The following is a 232-nucleotide window of genomic DNA, read 5'->3' as shown; positions in this document are numbered from 1 at the left end:
CCCAGGCTCTCGATCTGGGTCATCACATAGCGCCGCACCAGCGCATCGTCCTCGACGACGAGGATGGTTTCGTTGCCGCCCTCGATATTTCCCGAGACCAGCGCTTCCGCCGCGGTCTGCTGCAAGCCCGTTGCCCGCGGCAAATAGATCTTGACGGACGTGCCGTGGCCTTCCTCGCTGTAGATCTTGACGTGTCCGCCCGACTGCTTGACGAAGCCGAACACCATGCTCA

General features: G+C 62.1%; 1 pseudogene. It reads right to left on the bottom strand.

The features are described from left to right. Positions 1–232, bottom strand: a pseudogene (locus tag KJQ96_RS39615) (hybrid sensor histidine kinase/response regulator); the annotation flags it as partial.

Source organism: Bradyrhizobium sp. sGM-13, from assembly GCF_018398875.1.
In the GTDB taxonomy this organism is placed as follows: Bacteria; Pseudomonadota; Alphaproteobacteria; order Rhizobiales; family Xanthobacteraceae; genus Bradyrhizobium.
The sequence above is the reverse complement of the archived record's forward strand: the minus strand, read 5'-3'. Positions and strand labels throughout refer to the sequence as shown.